General features: G+C 71.5%; 23 protein-coding genes. 11 read left to right on the top strand and 12 right to left on the bottom strand.

Annotated features, from left to right (window positions below):
* Nucleotides 1–18: 18 nt before the first annotated feature.
* A complete protein-coding gene (locus EJK15_RS49190) occupies nt 19–1,434 on the top strand; it encodes an amidase (protein WP_138717369.1) in 1,416 nt (471 codons plus the stop codon).
* Between the two features lie 85 nt (nt 1,435–1,519).
* On the opposite strand, the gene EJK15_RS49185 is transcribed toward EJK15_RS49190, so the two are convergent.
* Nucleotides 1,520–2,908: an SPFH domain-containing protein gene (locus EJK15_RS49185; protein ID WP_138717368.1), complete on the bottom strand. Its 1,389-nt coding sequence runs from the start codon at nt 2,906–2,908 to the stop codon at nt 1,520–1,522.
* A 325-nt stretch (nt 2,909–3,233) separates the two neighbouring features.
* Here EJK15_RS49185 and EJK15_RS49180 point away from each other — a divergent pair, with 325 nt between their 5' ends.
* On the top strand, nt 3,234–3,524 hold the full coding sequence (locus EJK15_RS49180) for a family 1 glycosylhydrolase (RefSeq protein ID WP_138717367.1): 291 nt from the start codon (nt 3,234–3,236) through the stop codon (nt 3,522–3,524).
* 192 nt (nt 3,525–3,716) lie between these two features.
* On the opposite strand, the gene EJK15_RS49175 is transcribed toward EJK15_RS49180, so the two are convergent.
* From EJK15_RS49175 to EJK15_RS49160, 4 genes are all read right to left on the bottom strand, one after another.
* Entirely contained in the window at nt 3,717–4,313 is a 597-nt protein-coding gene (locus tag EJK15_RS49175; RefSeq protein WP_138717366.1) for an NUDIX hydrolase, read from the bottom strand.
* Nucleotides 4,314–4,416: 103 nt separating this feature from the next.
* On the bottom strand, nt 4,417–4,638 hold the full coding sequence (locus EJK15_RS49170) for a sensor histidine kinase (protein WP_171074971.1): 222 nt from the start codon (nt 4,636–4,638) through the stop codon (nt 4,417–4,419).
* A 5-nt stretch (nt 4,639–4,643) separates the two neighbouring features.
* A complete protein-coding gene (locus EJK15_RS49165) occupies nt 4,644–5,603 on the bottom strand; it encodes a sensor histidine kinase (RefSeq protein WP_138717364.1) in 960 nt (319 codons plus the stop codon).
* Complete coding sequence (locus EJK15_RS49160) at nt 5,600–6,250, bottom strand: response regulator transcription factor (protein ID WP_138717363.1); 651 nt, start codon at nt 6,248–6,250, stop codon at nt 5,600–5,602. Before EJK15_RS49160 ends, EJK15_RS49165 begins: the two co-directional genes overlap by 4 nt.
* 188 nt (nt 6,251–6,438) lie before the next feature.
* On the opposite strand from EJK15_RS49160, the gene EJK15_RS49155 reads away from it, so the two are divergent.
* From EJK15_RS49155 to EJK15_RS71520, 5 genes are all read left to right on the top strand, one after another.
* On the top strand, nt 6,439–6,978 hold the full coding sequence (locus tag EJK15_RS49155) for a hypothetical protein (RefSeq protein ID WP_138717362.1): 540 nt from the start codon (nt 6,439–6,441) through the stop codon (nt 6,976–6,978).
* Nucleotides 6,975–8,033: an efflux RND transporter periplasmic adaptor subunit gene (locus tag EJK15_RS49150; RefSeq protein WP_240777704.1), complete on the top strand. Its 1,059-nt coding sequence runs from the start codon at nt 6,975–6,977 to the stop codon at nt 8,031–8,033. The genes EJK15_RS49155 and EJK15_RS49150 overlap by 4 nt, the downstream gene beginning before the upstream one ends.
* The gene (locus EJK15_RS49145; protein ID WP_138717361.1) at nt 8,030–8,758 is read left to right on the top strand and encodes an ABC transporter ATP-binding protein; all 729 of its coding nucleotides are present in this window, start codon (nt 8,030–8,032) and stop codon (nt 8,756–8,758) included. Before EJK15_RS49150 ends, EJK15_RS49145 begins: the two co-directional genes overlap by 4 nt.
* A complete protein-coding gene (locus tag EJK15_RS49140) occupies nt 8,755–9,972 on the top strand; it encodes an ABC transporter permease (protein WP_138717360.1) in 1,218 nt (405 codons plus the stop codon). The genes EJK15_RS49145 and EJK15_RS49140 overlap by 4 nt, the downstream gene beginning before the upstream one ends.
* Before the next feature lie 100 nt (nt 9,973–10,072).
* Nucleotides 10,073–10,240 carry a hypothetical protein gene (locus tag EJK15_RS71520; protein WP_171074970.1) on the top strand — a complete coding sequence of 56 codons (168 nt, stop codon included), beginning with the start codon at nt 10,073–10,075 and terminating at the stop codon, nt 10,238–10,240.
* A gap of 226 nt (nt 10,241–10,466) precedes the next feature.
* Here the strand turns inward: EJK15_RS71520 and EJK15_RS49135 are convergent, their stop codons facing one another.
* Nucleotides 10,467–10,904, bottom strand: coding sequence for a MerR family transcriptional regulator (locus tag EJK15_RS49135; RefSeq protein ID WP_138717359.1), 438 nt, complete (start codon nt 10,902–10,904; stop codon nt 10,467–10,469).
* A gap of 37 nt (nt 10,905–10,941) precedes the next feature.
* On the opposite strand from EJK15_RS49135, the gene EJK15_RS49130 reads away from it, so the two are divergent.
* Nucleotides 10,942–11,595, top strand: a complete 654-nt coding sequence (locus EJK15_RS49130; protein WP_138717358.1) for a class I SAM-dependent methyltransferase — start codon at nt 10,942–10,944, stop codon at nt 11,593–11,595.
* Here the strand turns inward: EJK15_RS49130 and EJK15_RS49125 are convergent.
* The 4 genes from EJK15_RS49125 to EJK15_RS49110 all read right to left on the bottom strand — a co-directional run bounded on the left by EJK15_RS49125 (nt 11,570) and on the right by EJK15_RS49110 (nt 14,848).
* On the bottom strand, nt 11,570–11,881 hold the full coding sequence (locus tag EJK15_RS49125) for a CocE/NonD family hydrolase (protein WP_240777703.1): 312 nt from the start codon (nt 11,879–11,881) through the stop codon (nt 11,570–11,572). The two genes, EJK15_RS49130 and EJK15_RS49125, sit on opposite strands and share 26 nt — an antisense overlap.
* A gap of 108 nt (nt 11,882–11,989) precedes the next feature.
* On the bottom strand, nt 11,990–12,559 hold the full coding sequence (locus EJK15_RS49120) for a TetR/AcrR family transcriptional regulator (RefSeq protein WP_138717357.1): 570 nt from the start codon (nt 12,557–12,559) through the stop codon (nt 11,990–11,992).
* A 462-nt stretch (nt 12,560–13,021) separates the two neighbouring features.
* A complete protein-coding gene (locus EJK15_RS49115) occupies nt 13,022–14,047 on the bottom strand; it encodes a Gfo/Idh/MocA family oxidoreductase (protein ID WP_138717356.1) in 1,026 nt (341 codons plus the stop codon).
* A 21-nt stretch (nt 14,048–14,068) separates the two neighbouring features.
* Nucleotides 14,069–14,848: a TIM barrel protein gene (locus EJK15_RS49110; protein WP_138717375.1), complete on the bottom strand. Its 780-nt coding sequence runs from the start codon at nt 14,846–14,848 to the stop codon at nt 14,069–14,071.
* Between the two features lie 149 nt (nt 14,849–14,997).
* On the opposite strand from EJK15_RS49110, the gene EJK15_RS49105 reads away from it, so the two are divergent.
* Nucleotides 14,998–16,083: a LacI family DNA-binding transcriptional regulator gene (locus EJK15_RS49105; RefSeq protein ID WP_240777702.1), complete on the top strand. Its 1,086-nt coding sequence runs from the start codon at nt 14,998–15,000 to the stop codon at nt 16,081–16,083.
* A 73-nt stretch (nt 16,084–16,156) separates the two neighbouring features.
* Here the strand turns inward: EJK15_RS49105 and EJK15_RS49100 are convergent, their stop codons facing one another.
* Both EJK15_RS49100 and EJK15_RS49095 read right to left on the bottom strand, forming a co-directional pair.
* Nucleotides 16,157–16,471: a hypothetical protein gene (locus EJK15_RS49100; protein ID WP_138717354.1), complete on the bottom strand. Its 315-nt coding sequence runs from the start codon at nt 16,469–16,471 to the stop codon at nt 16,157–16,159.
* Between the two features lie 87 nt (nt 16,472–16,558).
* Nucleotides 16,559–18,547, bottom strand: a complete 1,989-nt coding sequence (locus EJK15_RS49095) for a HelD family protein (RefSeq protein WP_138717353.1) — start codon at nt 18,545–18,547, stop codon at nt 16,559–16,561.
* Between the two features lie 67 nt (nt 18,548–18,614).
* On the opposite strand from EJK15_RS49095, the gene EJK15_RS49090 reads away from it, so the two are divergent.
* Both EJK15_RS49090 and EJK15_RS49085 read left to right on the top strand, forming a co-directional pair.
* Complete coding sequence (locus EJK15_RS49090) at nt 18,615–19,223, top strand: TetR family transcriptional regulator (RefSeq protein ID WP_138717352.1); 609 nt, start codon at nt 18,615–18,617, stop codon at nt 19,221–19,223.
* A gap of 170 nt (nt 19,224–19,393) precedes the next feature.
* Nucleotides 19,394–21,079, top strand: a complete 1,686-nt coding sequence (locus tag EJK15_RS49085) for a SulP family inorganic anion transporter (RefSeq protein WP_138717351.1) — start codon at nt 19,394–19,396, stop codon at nt 21,077–21,079.
* Nucleotides 21,080–21,239 lie beyond the last annotated feature (160 nt).

Genomic DNA, 21,239 nt, shown 5'->3' with positions numbered 1-21,239 from the left:
TCCCCGTTTGGAGCTGAAATGGACCCCTTCGCCGCCGCCGTCGACCTCGCCACGGCCGTACGCAAGCGAGAGCTGAGCCCTGTTGAGATCGCCGACACCTACCTGAGCCGGATCGACCGCTACGACCCCGGCCTCACCGCCTTCATCTGGCGCAACGACGACGAGGTGCGCGCCGCCGCCAAGCGGGCCGAACAGGCCGTGGCCGACGGTGCGGACCTGCCGCCCTTCCACGGAGTGCCGATTCCGATCAAGGAGCTGACCGAGGCGGAAGGGCAGCCGGCCACCTACGGCTCCCTGGGCGTGCACGACCGGCCCAGGCCGCAGAACGAACCTGTCGTGCAACGTTTCGCGGACGCCGGATTCCTGCTCATGGGCCGTACGAACTCCCCCGAGATGGGCCTGCTGTCCACCACTGAGAACAGCCGGTTCGGCAGCACCCGCAACCCTTGGGACCCGTCCCGCAGCCCCGGCGGGTCCAGCGGGGGAGCGGCGGCCGCGGTGGCCGCCGGGCTGTGCCCCGTGGCGCACGCCAACGACGGCGGCGGCTCGATCCGCATGCCGTCCTCCAGCTGCGGGCTGGTGGGGCTCAAGCCCAGCAGGGGACGCGTTCCCCAGCAGGTGGCGGCCTGGGAACACGCCACCGTCGAGGGGGCCATCACCCGCTACACGCGCGACGCCGCCGCGCTGCTCGACGTCATGTCCGTACCGGACCGGCTGGCCATGTACCGCGCGCCCGCACCGGAGCGCCCCTTCGCCGAGGAGGCGGGGAGGGACAGCGGGCGGCTGCGCATCGGCCTGCTCACCGAGGCGCCCACCGGCATGCCGGTGGACCCCGTCTGCGTCGAGGCGGCCGAACGGGCGGCGCGGCTCCTGGAATCCCTCGGGCACGACGTCTTCCCCGTCTCTCCCCGGTTCTTCAGCGAGGAGGCCATCACGGGGTACGCGCTGACGATTCTGGACGCAGCCCTGTGGGGTGTGCCCTTCGATCAGCCGGAACTCGCCGCACCGCACCTGCGCCGCCGGATGGAGCGCGCGACGACCAGGCACTCCGGCGAATACGTACAGGCCGCGATCCGCCTGCAGGTGGAATCCCGCGCCGTCGTCGCCCAATGGGGCACCGACTTCGACGTCCTGCTCACCCCCACCATGGCCTGCCCTCCGCCGCCCGTCGACGCCGTGCTGCAGGAGGCCAACGACAACCCCGACGGGCTGCGGCTCACCGAAACCCAGATGATCTCCTTCACCGCGGTCTGCAACATCACCGGTCTGCCGGCGATCAGCCTTCCCCTGCACACGTCCCCGACCGGCCTGCCGATCGGCGTCCAGCTGGTGGGCGGCCCGTGGGACGAGGCCGTGCTGATCCGCCTGGCCTCCGCCCTGGAGACCGTGGACCCGTGGCCCCTGCGCCGCCCCTCGGCCTTCACGGCGAACTGAGCGCCGGCGGTCACGACGGGCGTCGAGCTCGGCCACGCCGCCGAGCTCGGCGTCGAGCCGTCTCAAGCGATGACGCGGACCGCGGTCAGGAACCCGGCCCGTCACCCTCGATCGCCGAACGCAGCACTCCGACCACCACGGCGAGCTCGGCCAGCAACCCCGACACGGTGGTCCGGTCGCTGCCGTTGATCGACACAACGCGCAGCTCCTCCGGCTTGGGGAGCTTCGCCATGATCTCGGGCAGCAAACCGATCAGCTTGGCCTGCAGGCTGGCCGGCGTCTGCTGATTGTCGATATCGGCCCGCATCCGCACACGCTCCACGTCGAGCAGCGCCCGCTCGTGGCCGGCCAGTGCCTGGGAGCGTGCCAGCTCCAGCTCGCCGCCGAGCTCCAGGCGCTTGAGCTCCTGCTCCCGCTCGATCCTGAGCCTGCCGGTCTCGGCCTCCTCGGCGTGCCGTTCGCGCTCCATCCGCAGGGCGTGCCGGGTCGTCTCGGTCTCCAGCTCCGCCACCGCCCTGGAGTCATCGTGCTTGCGCTGGGTGCGCCGCAGCCGCTCAGCGACCTCGGTGTCGAACTGCAACGCCTCGTTGCGGGCCCGCAGCTCGGCGAGTTCCCGCTCATACTCCAGACGCTGAGTCTCCTTGAGCCGCTCGGCCGCCATCTCGCGCTGGGCGACCGCCTCCTGGGACTGCAGCTCGGCCAGCCGGGCGATCTGCCCCTGCTCGGCCCGGTACGGCTTCTGTAAATTCTCCCAGAGCCGCGACGAGCTGACGACGGCCTCCTTGATCTGGACGGTGACGATACGCAGGCCGAGCCCTTGGTCGCTGTCGTCCTCGCCCTCGGCCACCGCGCGCAGCCGGGCGGTCAGCTCCTCGATGATGGGCTGCTTGTCGCTGAGCACGTCGCGGACGCCCATGGTCGCGACCTTGTCCTTGATGGCCGCCTCCGCCTGCTCCCGTAGCTGGAGGTTGACAAGCCGCATCGGGTCGTCCGGGTCGCTGAAGTCCAGTTTGCGGTAGGCGATGGGGAAGGTTTGGACCCCCCACTGCACATAGCCCTGCACCAGCACCCCTTGCAGTTCTCGGCAGATGCAGTAGGCGTTGATCAGGATGGTTTGGGTGGCGCCTGGCACTACCAGGAATGAGTCGGTGGACGGGTTGAAGCGGAACGATACGCCCAGGCCGATGTGCAGGGGCTTCTCCCGGCCGCGCCGCGTGTGCACCACGAAGGCGTTAGGCGGGACGAGCACGTTTTTCCAGCGCCAGAAGCCGGTGATCCGTACGTCCACCGGCCCCGGAGTCACCTTCTCGGGTGCCGCCCCGCCGAGGGCCCGCTCGCGCTTGACCAGCGGACCCGCCACGAGCGCCGGCCCACCGGGGGCGGCGCCGCGGCGCGCCCTGAGATCGTCCTCGAGCACCGCCTGCTGTGCGACGACCTGTTCCAGGTAGGCGTTGCCCTTGTCAGCGGTGCTCATAGACCCCTCCGCCACCTCACGATTGCCGATGAGTCTCGCCTACGCCGCCGAATCACCGCAACCTCAATGCGCTCCAGACCATCCGGCACACCGGCCTCCGGCTCGGCGGGCTTGTTCACGCACTGGACGTTCCAGCTCATCAGGCGCGCGCCGAAAGGACGGCGCCGTGCGGGCGGAAGATGTGACGGCCCTGGTCAGCGGAAGGCCCGGGGTGTTCGTCGTGTGATGGGCGCCGGTCAGATTCGCCCAAGAGGTCCCGGTCCGGGCCTTTGTACGGTGGCGTCATGGACATCGACCATCTGATCGTCGGAGCGGGGACCGCGGGCTGTACGGCCTGACCATCCCTCTCTACGTCACTGAGAACGGGTACGCCGACCGTGCTGAAACGATGGTCGACGGCCGGGTTCACGACGCCGACCGGATCGCCTACCTGACCGGCTTTCTCCAGGAAGCTCTCCGCGCTGCCGCCGACGGATTGGACATCCGGGGTTACTACGTCTGGTCCCTGCTGGACAACTACGAGTGGACGGCGGCCTACACCGCGCGGTTCGGCCTCATCCGCGTGCCCGCCAAGGCCCGGCCCTCCGCCACACCGATGCCCGCGGAACCGCGGTGAATGGGCTCGCGGGACGGCGCGGCGGCCGCGACCTGGACCGGCACTTGTCCACGCCCAATTCGACCCGTACCCCGTTCCAAGCCCGACGGGATCGGGCATTTCAGAGGGGCTTTCACTGATCGAAACCGTGGCATGGGGTACCGATGGCAGTGCAAGTTCTTTAGCGGCGCCCAAGCCGCCACGGCCATCAATTCACGTTCTCGTCCAATGCGGCTGGGCGACGTCGAAGACCCGCTGCTCACGGCCACGCAGCGCCACCTCGGCGAACTGCCACAAAATCGCTCCGGTGGGCGCGTGGATCACGATCGAGGGCCCCAGCGGCATCTGCAGCAGCTCGCCCTCCCAGCGCGGCACCCCCGGCGCCAGGAACCGCTCCAGCGGCACCGCGTGCACCGAGGCCACCTCCCGCGGATCGCCCACCGGCTCCTGCCTGCCGCCGAACGCCACCACCGGGGTGATCACGAACCCCGAGTCGGTGACGAAGTCGTCCAGCAGCCCGGCCACCTCGACCCCGGTGACGCCGGTCTCCTCGGCCAGCTCCCGCAGCGCCGCCTCGACCGGCAGCTCCCCGTCATCCAGCCGCCCGCCGGGCAGCGCCCACTGCCCGGGATTGCGGCCCCGCGGGGCCCGCTTGATCAGGACTGTGTACGGGACGCGGCCGGAGTCCTCCAGCACGCACACGGTGACGGCGGCCCGGCGTATCCCTCCGGCCGGTGGCACCTCCCGGCGGTCGAAGGCGGCCAGCCGGGCGGTGATCTGCTCGCGGAGCAGGTCAATGGGTGACAGCACGCTTTCAGGATCTCACGGCGCGTCTCCCGGCGGCTCACCGTCTCACGGCGTTCCGCCGAGCGGCGTCCCGCTCCGGCGGCCTACCCCCGATGGCTCGCCGTTCTCACGGCGTCCCGCCCGGCAGTCGTACGGTGACCCGCAGCCCGCCCTCCGGGCGCGCCACCGCGCCGACCTCGCCGCCGTGCGCCGCCACGATGGCCCGCACGATCGACAACCCCAGCCCCGACCCCTTGTACGACCGCACGCGATCCCCCTGCATCCGGCTGAACGGCTCGAACAGGTCGTCCACCTCGTACGGTGGCACCAGCGGCCCGGTGTTCTCCACCGTGATCAGCGCACCCCCGCCTCCCGCCGCAGCGTGAGCCAGATCTCGCCGCCGCGCACGTTGTACTTGGTGGCGTTCTCCAGCAGGTTGAACACGCACCGCTCCAGAAACAGCGGATCCCCTTCGACGAGCACGGGCCGCAGGTCCTGGTGCAGCGTGACCGGCCGCTTGCGCGACTGCAGGTCGATCTGCTCCAGCACCATGCGCACCACCTGCTCCACATCCACCGCCCTGCGCACGGTCAGCTCCTGCTCCGACTGCGCGAGCAGCAGCAGCCCCTCGATGAGCCGCTCGTAGCGGGCGTTGGTGCCCAGCAGCGCCCTGGCCAGCGCCTTCAGGTCCTCCGACGCGGCCGGCTCCTCCAGCGACACCTCCAGCACCGTACGGTTGATCGCCAGCGGCGTGCGCAGCTCGTGCGAGGCGTTGGCGATGAAGCGCCGCTGCGCGTCGAACACCCGGTGCAGCCGGTCCAGCATCGCGTCGAACGTGTCGGCCAGCCGCCTGACCTCGTCCGGCGGGCCGTGCAGCGCGATCCGCTCGTGCAGTGTGCTCTCCGACAGCCGCTGCGCCGTCTCGGTCACCCGGTCCAGCGGCCGCAGCGCCCGGTCGGCCACCACGTACCCGAGCACCAGCGCGATGACCCCGACGAGGATCATCACGATCATGGAGTGGCTGACCATCTGGCTGAGCACGCTGTCGGCCCGGTCCACGATGGAGGCCCGGAACTTGACGTCGCCGACCGGCCCCGGCGGGGCCGCCGCCTGCCCGGGCGGCAGCACGTCGGGCGGCGACATGATCTTGCTGATTCCGCCGACGAACTGCTGCTCCAGCGCCTGCGCGGTGATCAGGTAGGTGATCCAGAGCAGCAGCGACCCGGCCACGATGAACAGCCCGCCGTACAGCAGCGTCAGCCGCAGCCGCAGGCGCCTGCTGTTCCACCAGGTACGCGAGAGTCGTGAGGTCAAAGCCGGTACCCCTTGCCGGGCACGTTCTGGATCGCCGTCGGGACGCCGAGCTTCTTGCGCAACGACGTGATCGTGACCCGCAGCGCGCCGGTGCCGGCGTCGGCGTACTCGTCCCACACGATCCTGCGCAGCTCGCCGGAGGCGACCAGTTCGCCGTTCGCGAGCAGCAGCGCGTGCAGCACGTCGAACTCCTTGCGGTTGAGCGGCACCTTCCGCCCGTCCCTCGTGACCGTGCGGCGCGCCGGGTCGAGCGTGATCCCGGCCCGCTCCAGCGGGGCCGCCGCCGGGCGCGGCGAGCGCCGGGCCAGCGCCCGGACCCTGGCCACCAGCTCGGCGAACGCGAACGGCTTGACCAGGTAGTCGTCCGCCCCCAGCGTCAGCCCGACGACCTTGTCGCGGATCTGGCCCGCCGCGGTCAGCATGAGCACCCGGCCGCCGCCGCTCTCGCGCAGCCGCCGGCACACGTCGTCGCCGTGCACCTCGGGCAGGTCCCGGTCGAGCACGACCACGTCGTAGTCGACGTACGCAGCCAGGTCGAGGGCGTCCTGCCCGTCGTAGGCCACGTCCACGGCGATCGCGTGCAGCCTGAGCCCGTGCGCGACCGCGTCCGCCAGCCGTTCCTCGTCCTCGACGACAAGCACCCGCATGGCCGCCCCTTTCCTCGGCCATGAGCGTGACGGATCACGTGTTAGCCGCGGGTAAGCGCGGACTCCGCACCTTGTGGCGGGCTGCTGGACGCAGCCCGCCACAAGGGCTTATCCGGTTTTAGCACCCGATCGGCTGGAGTAAGGCCGCGCCCCGGGCGAAGGCCCCGCGGCGCGGAGGAGCGAAAGCCATGAACATGCGATTGGCGCCGGCCGCCCTGCTGCTCGTGCTCGGGCTGGCCGCGTGCGGCGGCACCGCGGCCACGGACGACGGCGTGGTCAGCGCGTCCGGCGCGAGCGGCCCGGCGACGACGAAGCCCGCGGCCTCCCCGTCGGCCACGATGGACCCACAGGAGGCGGCGCTGAAGTTCGCCCAGTGCATGCGCGAGCACGGCATCGACATGCCCGATCCCTCGGGCGATGGCGGCATCGAGATGAAGATCCCCCAGGGCACGTCCCAGGACAAGGTCGAGAAGGCCCACAAGGCCTGCGAGCCGATCATGAAGTCCGTCGTGCGCGACGCGGAGCCGCCCAGCGAGGAGGACTACGACCGGATGGTCAAGTTCGCGCAGTGCATGCGCCAGCAGGGCATCGACATGCCCGACCCCAAGCCGGGCGAGGGGCTGCGCATCAAGATGAAGGGCGGCTCGAAGGAGAAGCTCGACGCCGCGCACAAGGCCTGCCAGGAGCACGCGCCCGGCTTCGTCAAGAAGGACGGTGGCACCCGGTGAGGAAGGGCCTGCTGCTGGGCGGCGGCACCGTCCTCGCGGTCGCCGCGACGTGGACCGCGGTGGCCGTCATGAACGACGGCGGCACCGGCGCCGCCGCGCCGGCCGCGTCCCCCGTCCCGGCCACCGCCGAGATCACCAGGCAGGATCTGGCGGAGACGAAGACGGTGGACGGCTCGCTCACGTACGCGGGGGAGCGGCAGCTCACCTCGGGCGCCTCCGGCACCGTGACGTGGGTGGCCGGCGAGGGCGCGGTGATCAGCCGCGGCCGCCCGCTGCTCAAGATTGACCGCAAGCCTCTCGTGCTGATGTACGGCAAGCTGCCCCTGTACCGGACCCTGCAGCGCGGCATGTCCGACGGCCCCGACGTGGAGCAGCTCGAACGCAACCTCAAGGCGCTCGGCCACGGCGACTACCTGACCGTGGACGACCACTTCAGCTACGCCACCGAGCAGGCCGTCAAGGAGTGGCAAGACGACCGGGGGCTCCCGGAGACCGGGCGGGTGGACGCCGCCCAGGTGGTGTTCCAGCCCGCCGCCGTACGGGTGACCGAGGCCAAAGCCGCCGTCGGCGGCAAGACCGCGCCGGGGCAGCAGGTGCTCACCGTCAGCGGCATCCGCCGCCTGGTGCACGTGGACCTCGACACCGGCGACCAGTCGCTGGCCCGCAAGGGAGCAGAGGTCACCGTGACGCTGCCCGGCGGCGAACGGGCCCGCGGCACGATCACGTCGGTCGGTACGGTCGCCGAGACCACCGGCCAGGAGCCGGACACGAGCACCACCATCGACGTCGACATCACGCTGGCCAAGGCGCCGAAGACCAAGCTGGACCAGGCGCCGGTCGAGGTGGAGATGCAGAGCGAGCGGCACGAGGACGTGCTCGCCGTGCCCGTGGAGGCGCTGCTGGCGCTGCGCGAGGGCGGATTCGGCGTGGAGGTCGTCGAGGGCGCGGCCACCAGGATCGTGGCGGTGGAGACCGGGGCGTTCGGCGGCGGCATGGTGGAGATCAAGGGCGACGGGCTGGCCGAGGGCATGAAGGTCGGGGTGCCCGCCCCATGACGCGGGAAGATCACCCGATCGTGGAGCTGCACGCGGTGACCAAGACCTATCCCGGCGACGTGCAGGCGCTGCGCGGAGTGGACCTGACCATCGCCCGCGGCGACCTGCTGGCCATCGTCGGCCCGTCCGGATCCGGCAAGTCGACCATGCTTCACATGATCGGTACGCTCGACCGGCCGACCACCGGCACCGTGCGCGTCGCTGGCCATGACATCGCCGTCCTGTCCGACCGCGAGCTGTCCGCGCTGCGCTCCCGCCACCTGGGGTTCGTCTTCCAGCAGTTCCACCTGGCGCCCGGCGTCAGCGCGCTGGACAACGTGGCCGACGGCCTGCTCTACACCGGCACCGGACGCCGCGCCCGCCGCGAGCGCGCCGCCGCCGCCCTGGAACGGGTCGGGCTCGGCCACCGGCTCCGGCACAAGCCGTCGCAGCTGTCCGGGGGCGAGCAGCAGCGGGTGGCGGTCGCCCGCGCGGTGGCCGGGGACCCGCCGCTGCTGCTGGCCGACGAGCCCACCGGCAACCTGGACTCCTCGGCCGGCGCCGACGTGCTCGCCGTCCTGGCCGGGCTGCACGAGTCCGGCACCACGATCGCCGTCATCACCCACGACGCCGAGATCGCCGGCTGGTGCCAACGCCAGGTACGCCTGCGCGACGGCCTCATCGTCGACGGCCACGACCACGACGACCTGGGCCCGGTCAAGCTGCTGAAGGGAGACAGGCGATGAGGCGGGCACGGCGCACCACGACGGGTGAGCGGCTCGCCCCCGGCCGGCTCGGCGCCGGCGACGTGCTGCGCGTCGGGGCCGCCGGGCTGCGGGCCCGGCCCACCAGGGTGATCCTCTCGGCGCTCGGCATCGCCATCGGCATCGCCACGATGATCGCGGTGATCGGGATCTCGTCGTCCTCCCGCGAGCAGCTCCTGCGCCAGCTGGACCGGCTGGGCACCAACCTTCTGACCGTCACGCCCGGTCAGACCATGTTCGGCGAGGACGCCAAGCTGCCCACTACCGCGCTGGCCATGGTCCAGCGCATCCGTCCCGTCCGCACGGCCGCGGCCACGGGGAGCGTGGAGGCCTCCGTGCGGCGCAACAACCACATCCCGGAGTCGATCACCGGCGGCATCGCCGTCCAGGCGGCCAGCACCGGCCTGCTGGCCACGCTGGAGGGCGCCGTGGCCAAGGGAACCTGGCTGAACGACGCCACCGCCGCGCAGCCGGCCGTCGTGCTCGGCTCCGCGGCGGCCGAGCGGCTCGGGCTGGCCAGGACCGGCGTACAGGTGTGGATGGGCGGGCGCTGGTTCACCGTCATCGGCATACTCGGGCCCATGCCGCTCGCGCCGGAGATCGAACGCTCCGCCCTGGTCGGATTCCCGGCGGCGGAGGAACTGCTCGGGTTCGACGGCTACCCGACGACGATCTACGAGCGGTCGTCCGACGAGGCGGTGGAGTCGGTGCGGGAGGCGCTGCCGCGCACCGTCAACCCGGGCAACCCGGAGGAGGTCGCGGTCAGCCGGCCGTCCGACGCGCTGGCCGCCAAGGCCGCCGCCGCCGGTGCGTTCACCAACCTGCTGCTCGGGCTGGGCGCGGTCGCGCTGCTCGTGGGCGGGGTCGGCGTGGCCAACACCATGGTCATCTCCGTACTGGAACGCCGCAGGGAGATCGGCCTGCGCCGCTCGCTCGGCGCCACCCGGGGGCAGGTACGCCTGCAGTTCCTAGCGGAGTCACTGCTGCTGTCGGCGCTCGGCGGGGTGGTGGGAGCGGTGCTCGGCGCCCTGGCCACGGCCGGGTACGCCCTGTCGCGGGACTGGCCGCCGGTGGTGCCGCCGTGGGCGATCGGCGGTGCGATCGTCGCGACCCTGCTCATCGGGACGGCGGCGGGCATCTACCCGGCCATGCGGGCGGCCCGCCTGTCGCCCACGGTCGCCCTCGCCGCCACCTGACCGGCCGCGCCGTCCCGCGACGGCGCGGCTCAGAACCGGTAGCCCGGCCGTACGCCTCCGCCATCCCCACCGCGGAATCCAGGCGGGCGTCCCTGCGGGCGTGGTGCAGCAGCACCAACGCCGGCAGGGCGCGGCGTTGTTCGCGCTCTTCGCCGGGATGGCAGAGTCCGAACGGGAGTGCGTGCGCGAGAAGTCGCTGGAGGGCCAGCCGCAGCCCGTGAGCGGGGCCGCCATGGCGGGCGGCCGCGGGTGTTCGACGACGACATGATCGCCTACGCCCGGTCCTTGCGCGCCCGGGGCGTGGCCTCCGGCGGTCCACCTTGGCGCCTCGAGAGCAGGACAGCGCCGACTCGGCAATGCCGCACTCGCTGCCGCAGAAGCTGGCCGGCCGGCCTGCGCTCCAGCGGCCACATCAGGGTTGGCGAGCTGGTCCAGAGCCGTCATCGTGACGATCTCGCGCGCCGGCAGTGAGGCCGCCTATCTCGACGGCAAGGTCAGTGCGCGTGGGCCTTTTCGTGAGCCTCTTCGAGAGAAGATCCCGCCAGGAGCGCCGCGACCCCGCCGGCGAAGTTGGAGCACTCGAAGATGTCTTTGTGCGGGCAGGCCAGGCCATGGGCGATGGCGGTACGTGCCACCTGTGCCTGGGCAATCCGTTGATCCAGCTCGGTGAGCTTGCGCTGGTACAGCTCCCGCCAGCCGTCGCCGGCCGGCGAACGAGACGCGATGAACGCTTTGACCTCCCGCAACGTGAAACCGACAGCCCGCAGCAACACGACCACACCGACCAGCCCGACCGCCGATGGCGGATAACGCCGTTGGCCTGAGACCCGGGCCGGCGCCGGGAGCAGGCCGAGCTCCTCCCAGTAGCGCAGAGCGGAGGTGGCGACACCGGTGCGGCTCGCCAGTTCACCGATCGTCAACTGCTCATCCATTTGACTTCAAGCATACTTGAAGTCGTTGACTGCGATCATGCAGACAGCAGGTACATCTCTCAAGCAACGCGCGCTCAGAAGATTGGTGCGCCAGGCGGACCACCCCCGGGGCATCGTCGGGTGGGCGGTCGGCTGGATGTTCGCTCATCGCCCCTCCAACCGGCAGCGCAACATCTGGGCGGTGTCGTTGCTGGAGGTGCAGCCCACCGACCGGGTGCTCGAGATCGGCTTCGGTCCCGGCGTCGCCATCGCCGAGCTCGCCGGCCGCGCCACCCGGGGCCACGTCTTCGGCGTCGACCACTCGCAGGCCATGGTCCGGCAGGCCGCCCGTCGCAACGCCGCCGCCGTCCGCGCCCACCGAGTGCACCTCACGCACGCCTCCGTGGAGCAGTTGCCGAGCTTCGGCGATCCGCTCGATGCCATCCTCGTCGTCAACTCCGTGGGGTTCTGGCCAGACCCGGTGGAACGGCTTCGCGAGCTACGCCGCCTGCTCCGCCCCGCAGGACGCATCGCGCTCGTCAGCCAGCCCCGCTGCCCCGGCGCCACCCGGGACACCACGACCCGAGCCGCCCAAGAGCTCCAGGACCTGCTCACCCAGGCCGGCTTCACCCAGCTCCGGGTCGAGACCCTCGAGCTCGACCCGCCCGTTGCCTGTGTGCTTGCCATCAATCCGGCCAGCATGCCGTCATGACCGCAGTTAACACACCGACCAGCTGTGTGCGCTGGAACCAGTCGAGCCGCATGCCGTGCATGCGTCCCCGCATGCCCATGAAGTCGGAGTTCGCGCTGAACCCGAAGCTGACGTCACCGGCCACGTGCCGCCCGTTGGTGTGGGTCCACGGGCCCGTGATCAACGTGGCGGACCGGCCGGCTCGGCGTATGGCGGTGAAGTTGTCGAGCGTGCCCTGACAGAAGATGTCGTACCAGCCGCCGAGCTGGAAGGTGGGCAGGTCGACCTCGTCGTGCCGGCCCGCCACCGTGTCCGGCGGCGCCGGTGCCGAGTGCGCTGACCGGCTTCGGTGGAGACCACGGGCATCAGCCCGGAGAGCGCATCGGTCACCGAACCTGCTCGAAAAGGCGATGCGTCAGCGCAAGCCTGCCGTGTCGAGCAGGGTGGCCACAGTGGGCGCGATGAGCCCGGCCAGGGTGTCGGCCTGGATCCCCGCGCGGGCGCTGGCGCCGTCGAAGACCAGGCTGAGCTGCCGGGCCAGCAGGTCGGGATCGCTCGCGCCCCCCTGTTCGGCCTCGGAACGGAAAAAGGCCGTCAGGTTTGCCTTGACCTGGTGGGCCACCCGGCTTGCAGGGTGGTTCTGATCCTTGAGCTCGATCTGAACAGCCAGGTACCGACAGCCTCGGAACTCGGGCGCAACCGACTGCGACTCCACATGCTCGAAGACGTGCATGATCCGCTCGCGGGGTGAACGGCCATCGTGCGCCGCGGGCAGGAGCCCGGCCACGAAGGCAGAGGCGCGCTCCTCCAGGCTCGCTGCCAGCAGTTCGTCCTTGCTCTCGAACAGCTGGTACAGAGAGCGCTTCGACACCCCCGCCGCCTTGCACAGCGCCTCGACGCCGATACCGACGCCGTCTCGGTAGGTCAGCCTGGCCGCCGCGTCCAGCAGTCGCTCTCTAGAACTTGGCTTCACTTCGGTGGTCATAGTGCGAGGTTAGCTCGATTCGGACGAAATGAAAACCGATCGGTTTCCATAGTGTGCCGGGGCGAGGCCCGTCGCCGCGCACGGCCGAGCGGCGCACAATGGCCCCGTCCGGGGTGAGTTGCGTTCAGCTACGCCGGGGCGGCGCATACGGAGTAGAGCCACAGCAGCGGCAGGTGGGAGGCGTGCATGCCCATGATGCCGACTGCGCTCGACGAGTTTCTACAGCCGGGCGGCTAGCACGTTCCGGCTGATGCCCGTGTTCGCAGACCACAGCGAGGGCGTTGCGTCCTGCAGTGCTTGGGTGACGCTGCGGGCGGCACCGACGGATGTGCGGCCAGCGTGAAAGGGTCGGCTATGTAGTGGGGGCCAAGGCGGCCCAGCAGGTGCATGCCGGACAGCGCGCGTTCCGTCCAATTCACGTCGTTGGGTCGTCGCTTGCCGTGCCTCGGTTCTAGTCAGAGGTCACGAGTGTTCGAGATCGCTGACGCGGACGGGGCCGCCGGTGGTGATCGACTCGATGGCTGCGAGGGCGATGGACAGGGCGGCGCGGGCGTCCTCGCCGGTGACCGAGGGAGTGCGTCCGGCGCGGGCGCAGTCGGCGAAATCGGCGAGCTCGGCCACGTAGGCGTCGTGGAAGAGGTCCTGGTCGTAGGTGACGCATTCGGCGGCGACGCCGTCCGAGCCGTACGCGGTGAGGTGGGTTCTGCGGAGGTCGCCCATGGTGAGCATGCCGGCCGATCCGAAGACTTCGCCGCGTACGTCGTAGCCGTAGACGGCCTGGAAGCTGGCCTCGGCCGTGGCGATGGCGCCGTTGTCGAAGCGGACGGTGACCACGGCGGTGTCGAGCAGGCCGCCGGCTTTGAAGTCGGGGCGGACCAGGGCGTCGGCCATGGCGAAGACTTCGACGGCTTCGGCGCCGGGGTTGAGGTAGCGCAGGGTGTCGAAGTCGTGGATGAGGGTTTCCAGGAAGATCGTCCACGGCGGTACGCGGGCCGGGTCGGCCAGTTTCGGGTCCCTGGTGAGGGATCGCAGGAGTTGGGGAGTGCCGATGACGCCGGCGGCGATCTTGTCGTGGGCGGCGCGGAAGCCGGGGTCGTACCGCCGGTTGAAGCCCACCTGGAGAGGCACGCCCGCCTTGGCGGCGGCGGTGATGGCGCGGTCGGCCTCGGCGAGCGTGACGGCCATGGGCTTTTCGCAATAGACGGCCTTCCCCGCCTGGGCGGCCGCTTCGACGAGGTCGGCGTGGGTGCGCGCCGGGGTGACGATCACCACGGCGTCGATGTCGGGATCAGCGAGCAATTCGCCGACGTCGGTCGTCACCTTGGGGCAGCCGAGCTGGTCGGCCAGGCGCTGTGCGGCGCCGGGGACCGGGTCGGCCAGGGCGGCGAGCCGGACGCCGGGAAGGCGGCGGGCGAGGGTCTCGGCATGGAGGGCGCCCATCCGTCCGGTGCCGGCAAGGCCGACGGCGAGGGGCTGCTGGGTGGTCATGCGCATGTCTCCCAACTCTCGTCAGAGGGTGAAGGCGGAGCGGAAGCGCTCCAGGGCGAGGTCGCTGTCGTGGGAGGCCCACGCCTCCATCGCCACCGTGCCGTCGTAGCCGAGGCCGGCCAGGGCGCGGGCGACTGCCGAGTAGTTGATCTCTCCGGTTCCCGGCTCGCAGCGGCCGGGCACGTCGGCCACCTGAATCTCGCCGATCAGGCCGAGGGCGTGGGCCTTGCGAAGGAGTTCGATCAGGTTTCCCTCACCGATCTGGGCGTGGTAGAGGTCGAGGTTCATCCGCAGTCCCGGCCGGCCCACGGACGCGACCAGGGCGAGGGTGTCAGCGGCCGTGGCGAACGGCACTCCGGGATGGTCGACGGCGGTGTTGAGGTTCTCCAGGGTGAAGACCACGCCGGCTCGCTCGCCCAGCTCGGCGAGGCGGGTGAGCGTGCGCTGGGCGGCGACCCACATCGGGCCGGTGGTCTCGGTCATCGGCGTGACCGGCAGGCCCTTGTCGTCGAGGCCCGTGCCGTGCAGGTTGAGCCGGGGGCAGCGCAGCCGTTCGGCGGCCTTGACCGACTTCTCGGCGGTGCGCAGCAGCTCCGCCGCCCCCTCCTCGTCGGTCAGGCTGCCGCGCAGGTAACCGGTCATCGAGGAGAAGACGGCCCCCGTGCGCTCCAGCGCGGCCAGGTCGTGCCGACTCCAGTCCCAGATCTCGACCTGGAATCCGGCGTCATGGATGCGCCGCGCCCGTTCCTGGATCGACACGTCCGTGAAGACCATCTCGGCGCAGACCGCCAACGTGTACATCGTCACCCGCTCGTCTATAACGTTCTAGTCTTTTCAGTAGTAGGCCAGCAGGCGGAAGGCCTTGTCAAGGGTTCGGGCGCCGATGATTAGAACGTTGCAGTATGGTGGAGCAGCGGCTTCACAGGACGGCTTCATCAAGGAGGGCAGCAGTGTCACGAACGCCCGCGCGCTCGGAGGGGAAGCGACCAACCCTGGCCGACGTCGCGGCACGGGCGGACGTGTCCACGGCGCTGGTCTCCATCATCATGCGCGGGGCCAAGGGCGCCAGCGCCGGCACGCGCGAGCGGGTGCTGCGGGCCGCGAAGGAGATCGGCTACCGACCTGACGCTCGGGCGCGGCTGCTGCGCAGCAACCGCTCACGGCTGCTCGGAGTGCAGTTCGGGCTCCAGCACCCGTTCCACACCGACCTGGTGGAGGGCATCTACGCCGCGGCCGAGCCGGCCGGTTACCAGGTCGCCCTCAGCGCCGTCGCGGTCGGCCGCAGCGAGCGGCACGCCGTCGAGACCCTGCTCGCCGATCGATGCGAGGCCCTGATCCTGCTCGGCCCGCAGGCCCCGGCCGCCCAACTGGCCGAGCTCGCGACCCAACTGCCCGTCGTCTCCGTGGCCCGTCGGCTACGCGGGACGACGGCGGAGGTGGACGTCGTACGAACCGCCGACGACGAAGGCGCCCGCCAGGCCGTGGACCACCTGGTGGCGCTCGGACACCGGGACATCGCCCACATCGACGGCGGCCGGGCGCCCGGCGCCGCCGACCGGCGCCGCGGCTATCGCACCACCATGAGCCGTCACGGACTGACCCGCCACATCCGGATCGTGCCCGGCGGGCTGACCGAGGAGGACGGCGCGGCAGCCGCCCGTGCCCTGCTCGACGGCAGACCCCGGCCGACCGCCATCCTGGTTTTCAACGACCGCTGCGCCACGGGCGTCCTGGACATGTTTCTCCGCGCCGGCCTGCCCGTTCCCGGCGAGATCTCGGTCGTGGGCTTCGACAACAGCCACCTGGCCCGCCTGGCGCATATCGACCTCACCACCGTTGGGCAGGACATCCCCCGCCTCGCGAGCCTGGCGGTGGGGCGAGCCATCGCGCGACTGGAGGGCGAGCAGGTGGCCGAGAGGGAGATCGTCATCGCCCCGCGTCTCGTCGTCCGCGGCACCACCGCCGCCTCTCCCGGTGTCCCCGGCGTGGGACGGCCGCGTGTGGCGGCGGGACCTGTCACCGCGGACGACCGGTAAGGCCGGCCTCGGTGACGCGGCACTTCTTCAGCCGGGTGAAGCGGTCCTGGTGCTCCACGATTCTTCCGCGGCTTCAGGACACCATGGCCTCGACGACCGCGGAGAGGACCGTGCCGATGATCATCCCCACTCCGGCGGACACGGCGGCCCACTTGCCCAGCGGCTGGTCCCTCGTGTGGCCGGCGATGCCCAGCACGATGCCCGCCAGACCGAACAGGACCGGGCTGAACAGCACGGCCACCACGGCGCAGGCCAACCCGACGATCGACAGGACCTGATCGCTCGCCTGCTGCCGGTAGGGAGGCCGCGGAAGGGGCGACGGCTGCGTCCAGTGATCGTCACGGGCGTCCGGATCGTCACCTTGGGGCGGGTCCTGCGAAGAGGTCACGAGGCGGACTCCTCTCGAGGCGAGAACCACATCACACCCCAAGCCGTAACCCCTGTCGAGCCACATGAACAACTACATATGCGCATTTCAGGTGGCTTGTACCGGGGGAGAAAGCTGTGGCGGGAGCGGGCGCGCGTGGACGACGTCGAGCCGGGAGACGGCCCTGGTGAGGGCGACGTAGAGGCGGTTCAGGCCGCGCCGTTCGGCCTCGGCGATGGCCGCGGGCTCGGCCACCACCACATGGTCGTACTCCAGCCCCTTGGCCAGCGACGCGGGCAGCACGGTCAGGCGCCCGCCGATGTCGAACCCCTCGTCCCACAGCGCGGCCGTCAGCGTCTCGACGTCGGCGTCCGCCGCGATCACCCCGATCGACCCCTCGAACGCCCCCGCCTCGCGGACCGCCGCGACCACCCCCTTCTCCAGGCCGATCACCCTGGTCACCCGGAGCCTGCCGTCCGAGCGGTACGAGCGGGTCGCGGGCACCTCGGCGTCGAGCGCCGCCAGCAGCGTGTTGGCCAGCTCCACCACGGCGCCCGGCACCCGGAAGCCGGTCGTCAGGGCGATGACCTCGCCCTCCGGCTTGCCGAGCAGCCGCATCCGCTCCGGCCACGACGTGGCGGCCCACGGCGTCGTGCCCTGGGCCAGGTCGCCGAGCACGGTGAGCGAGCCGTGCTCGCTGCGCCTGGCCACGGCCCGGCACTCCATGGGCGACAGGTCCTGCGCCTCGTCCACGATGACGTGGCCGTAGCCGCGCGGGCGCTCGATCAGCGAGGCGATCTCGTCGAGCAGCACCAGGTCGGCGGCCGTCCATCTGGCGCTCTTGTGGCTGCGCGGCGGCTTGGCCCAGGTGATGGCCGCCCGCTCGGTGTCCGTCAGCACGCCCTCCGCCGGGTCCGGGCCCTTGCCGTCCGAGCGGAGGACCTCGTACAGGACCTCCTCGGGTTTGACCGGCGGCCAGAGGGCGTCCAGCGCGGGGGTGACGGCGCGGGCGATCCTGCGGGTCCAGGCCGCGTTCGCCACCTCCCCGCGGGCCTCGGCCTGCCGCCGGATCGACGACACCACCCGGGCCCGCACCCGCTCCCGGCCCACGCCGTACGGGAGGGACTCGCGGCGGGTGCCGTCCACGATCCGGCGCAGCTCGTCCTCCCGTACGCGCCACCGGTAGGAGCCGTCGGCCACCGCGACGGGCTCGACCGGCTTGCTGATCCGCCCGTACAGGGCCCCGCGCAGGACCTTCGCCATGCGCACGTCGTGCTTGACCGTCGCGGCCGCCTCGGTGTCGGCCGCCGTGACGGGGACGGTGGCCAGCAGCCGGTCCAGCGTGGTCTGCTCGACGTCCACCTCGCCGAGCGCGGGCAGCACCGCGGAGATGTAGCCGAGGAAGGCCCGGTTCGGGCCGAGCACCAGCACGCCGGTGCGCTCCAGCCGCCGGCGGTGCGCGTACAGCAGGTAGGCGGCCCGGTGCAGGCCGACCGCGGTCTTGCCGGTGCCCGGCGCGCCCTGCACGCAGACCGAGGTGTCCAGCTCGGCCCGTACGAGGTCGTCCTGCTCGGGCTGGATGGTGGCGACGATGTCGCGCATGGGGCCGACGCGGGGGCGTTCGATCTCGGCGGCCAGGAGCCGGCTCCCGCCCTCCTCCCCCTGTTCGAGCCGCTCGTCCTCGTACGAGGTGAGCGTGGTGCCGGACCAGCCGAAGCGGCGGCGCAGCGCGACGCCTTGGGGATCGCGGGCGCTGGCCCGGTAGAACGCCCGGGAGACCGGCGCCCGCCAGTCGATCACCACGGGCGGGCCGCCGTGCTCGCCGGTGATGTGCCGCCTGCCGATGTGGTACGCGCGGCCCGGGTGCTCCTCCGAACCCTGGCCGAAGTCCAGCCGGCCGAAGAACGGCGGCCCCTCCGGCTCCTCGCTCAGCTCCTTGGCCAGGCTCTTGAGGTGGCGTCCCAGCCGCTCGGCGCTGTAGCGGTCGCCGGCCACGGTCTCACCGACGATCACGTTGTTCCGCGCGCCGTCGAGCATCCTGCGCAGCCCGGCCTTGCAGCGTTCGACGTGCTCCCGCTCGTCGTCGAGTGTTCCCATCACACCTCCCGAAAGTGTTAACTCGGTTAAGAGATTAACCAGGTTAACACTTTGCTAGGATGGGCTCATGGCGGGACTGCGGGAGCTCCAGCGGCGGGGCGTACACGAGGCCATCTCGGCGGCGGCGATCTCGCTCTTCCTGGAGCGCGGCTTCGACGCGGTTCCCGTGACGGAGATCGCGGCGGCGGCGGGGGTGTCGAAGCCGACGCTGTTCAAGTACTTCCCCACCAAAGACGACCTGGTGCTGCACCGGTTCGCCGACCACCAAGGGGAGTCGGCCCGCGTGGTGCGGCAGCGGGCGGCGGGGGAGGGGCCTCTGGACGCGCTGCGCCGCCACTTCCTCGACGGGCTCGCCCGGCGCGATCCCGTCACCGGGCTCAACGACCACCCCGAGGTGGTGGCCTTCCATCGGATGGTGTTCTCCACGCCGAGCCTGGTGGCCCGGTTGTCCCAGTACATGTCGCTCGACGAGCGGGCCCTGGCCGACGCGCTCCGGGAGTGCGTGGACGACCTGACCGCCACCCTGCTCGCCGCGCAGGTGCTGGCCGTGCAGCGGGTGCTGGCCCGGCGCAACTGGCTGCAGCTGGCCGAGGGCCGGCCGCTGCGGGAGGTCGAGCCGGAGGCGGTCCACGCCGCCGAGCGGGCGTTCTCGCTGCTGTCCATCCCGGATGTTTAAGCAGGTGAGAGCGGGTGTACTTGATAACCTGACAACCGCTTGACGAATTGCTGACCGTTGCATTCGGAACATGGCGGCGCCGGCTTACGCGAGGGAGTGATGGTGAAGGGACCTTTTACGCCCATATATGGTTACGGAAACGATTCGAAAGATTACACAAAGTGACCGGCATGTTGTCGTCCGGGTGGGCCCGCGTACGCGCCCTGCTGCCGGAACGCGCCGCGCTGGCCGCGATGCGCCGTAGCCCCCGCCAGGACCTGCTCGCCGGGCTCACTGTGGCGATCGTCGCCCTCCCCCTGGCGCTCGGGTTCGGCATCTCCTCCGGTATGGGCGCCGAGGCCGGTCTGGCCACGGCCGTGGTCGCCGGGGCGCTGGCGGCGCTGTTCGGCGGGTCAGGGCTGCAGGTGTCCGGCACGAGCGGCGCGATGACGGTCATGCTTATGCCGATCATGAGCACGCACGGCGCCACCGGCGTGCTGACCGTGGGCGTGCTGGCCGGGTTACTGCTGCTCGGGCTGGCCCTGGCCCGCGCCGGCCGGTACATCGCCCTCGTCCCCGCCCCCGTCGTGGCCGGCTTCACCGTCGGCATCGCCTGCGTGATCGGCCTGCAGCAGATCCCCCATGCGCTCGGCGTCCCCGCCAGGGAGAGCGACAAGGTCGCCGTCATCGCCTTCCACGCCCTCGTGGACTTCCTCGCCAGGCCGCACTGGTGGGCCATGTCCGTCACCGTGGCCGTGGCCGCGGCGCTGCTGGTGGGCGCGAGCCTGCGGCCCACCGTGCCGTTCTCGCTGCTCGCCGTGGGCCTCGCCACCGTCGTGGCCGAGGTGGCCGCGCTGCCGCTGGCCAGGATCGGCGAGCTGCCCGCCGGGCTCCCCTCGCCGTCGCTGGGATTCCTCGATCCCGCCGTGCTGCCGTCCCTGCTCGCCCCGGCCATCGCGGTGGCCGCCCTGGCCGCGCTGGAGTCCCTGTTGTCGGCCGCCGTCGCCGACGGGATGCGCCACGGGCACCGGCACGACCCGGACAGGGAGCTGTTCGGGCAGGGCATCGCGAACCTCGTCACGCCGCTGTTCGGCGGCATGCCCGGCACCGGGGCCCTCGTGCGCACCGCGGTGAACGTCCGCTCCGGCGCCCGGTCCCGGCTGGCGGCGCTCTCCCACGCGGTGATCCTGGGCGCCATCGTGTACACCGCCGCGGGACTCGTCGCCAAGATCCCGCTCGCTGCGCTGGCCGGCGTCCTGCTGGCCACCTCGGTGCGCATGGTGGAGGTCGACGCGGTCCGGGCCATGTTCCGGTCCACCCGGGGCGACGCCGTGGTCCTGGTGCTGACCGCCGTCGCCACGCTGACCCTCGACACGGTGCTGGCCGTCATCCTCGGCCTGGTCGTGGCCGGGGCGCTGGCGCTGCGCGCCATGGCCCGCGACGCCAGCCTGGACCCGGAGCCGCTGCGCAACGACGTACGGCTCCAGCACACCGAGGACGAGCACGCCGTGCTCGCCGAGCACATCGTCACCTACCGCCTGGCGGGGCCGCTGTTCTTCGCCGCGGCCCACCGCTTCCTGATGGAGCTGTCGGCGGTGACCGGCGTGTCGGTGGTGGTCCTGCGCATGTCCCGCGTCACCACCATCGACGCCAGCGGCGCGCTGGTCCTCGGCGACGCCATCGAACAGCTGGAACGGCGTGGCATCCTCGTGTACGTCTCCGGCATCCCGGACGGCCACCACCAGCCGCTGGAGGCGCTCGGGGTGATCGCCCGGCTCGACAAGGCGGGCCAGGTCTTCGCCACCACCACGGAGGCCATCACCGCGGCCCGCGACCGCCTCCACACCACCGGCATCGTGCCCCGCCTAGCCGGCTGACCTTCCCGGCCTGCGCCGCCCACCCCGGTGGACCGGCGCGGGCCGTCACCCATCCACCGCCCCCGCCGCGCCGTCCGTGCTGGTCCGGCACCGGCTCTCTGCCCACCCTCCTGCGCGCCCGTGGCACGGTGTGTGCCCTGAGCACCCGCCCGCTCTTGCC

The organism is Nonomuraea basaltis, from assembly GCF_005893125.1.
Classification (GTDB): Bacteria; Actinomycetota; Actinomycetes; order Streptosporangiales; family Streptosporangiaceae; genus Nonomuraea; species Nonomuraea basaltis.
Note: the sequence above shows the minus strand (reverse complement) of the source record. Positions and strands in the feature narration are given on the sequence as shown.